This is a genomic window from Gluconacetobacter sacchari (genome assembly GCF_014174255.1).
Classification (GTDB): domain Bacteria; phylum Pseudomonadota; class Alphaproteobacteria; order Acetobacterales; family Acetobacteraceae; genus Gluconacetobacter; species Gluconacetobacter sacchari.
In genome coordinates, this window is record NZ_JABEQJ010000095.1 from 1 (window position 1) to 1,038 (window position 1,038).

Annotated in this window: 1 protein-coding gene; it reads right to left on the bottom strand. The window is 67.2% G+C overall.

The genetic code is table 11. From position 1 onward, the window contains the following. Positions 1–1,038 (bottom strand): IS1380 family transposase (locus tag HLH48_RS22805; RefSeq protein WP_182999727.1); only part of this gene is annotated, 1,038 nt, incomplete at both ends.

Sequence of the window (1,038 nt, forward strand, 5' to 3'; positions counted from 1 at the left end):
AGGCGCAACTGGTTGGCCCGCATGGTTCCCGAGGAGGTCCGGTCGGCGAACAGGTCGAACTGGCACTCCTTGATCCGGTTCTCCATTTCGCCGCGCGCGCAGTAGATCGCCTCGTAGAGAGGACGGGCCTTGATCTCGGCGGGACTGAGGGAGGTGACGACAAAGCGCGGATTGGCCGCGCCACCGGTCCATTCCGCCTTGCCGACGACGCGCCGCGCCCGGCTCCAGCTGTCGCGCGTCAGCCAGCGGAAATCCCGGTATCGGCGCGCAGGGCGCCCCGTTCGTGCGCTTTCGGCCTCGGCAGCCTCCAGTTCGCCCGCGACCTCCGCGGCCAGCCGTGCATTGCGCGCGAGCCCGAACAGGAAGTCGACGCGGTTGGCCTCGCACCAGGCCATCAGGGTCTCGCGGCAGAAGCCACCGTCTGCACGCAGGAGGATCCGCACACGGGGCCAGCGACGCCGGATATGCCCAACGATCCGTGCGACGTCTTCCACGGCTCCGGCCGCGCCATCGATGTTCGAGGGGCGCAACCTGCTGGCCAGGAGATGGCGGCCACAGAAGATGTAGAGCGGCAGATAACAGTAGCAGTCGTAATAACCGTGAAAGAACCGCCCTTCCTGATGACCATGAATGGGATCGTCGGTCGCGTCGAGATCCAGCACGATCTGACCCGGTGCCGCGCGATGGGCGTCGAGAAAGACATCGACGAACAGCGCCTCGATCGCGGTCGTGTCGTGGGCAATCCGATGATAGCGTGTGGGCTCCCCCCGGCCCAGTTCCAGCCGGTTCAGCGTACTTTTGCCCGCAAGCGGCGCACAGCCGGCACGGCCCGCGTCCAGCCGGCCGGCCAGCGCCGCCAGAACCGGATCATGGCGGAGATGGTCGTGATCGACCAGATCCTCGTATCCCAGCGCAATCCCCGCCACGCGCTGGAGCACCAGGGAACGAACGTCATGCTCGACGAGATGAGGCGCGCGGGCATCGGTGAAGCACCGGGCGAAACGCTCCGTCAGGCCGATCGCCCGGTCCGTCGCTCCC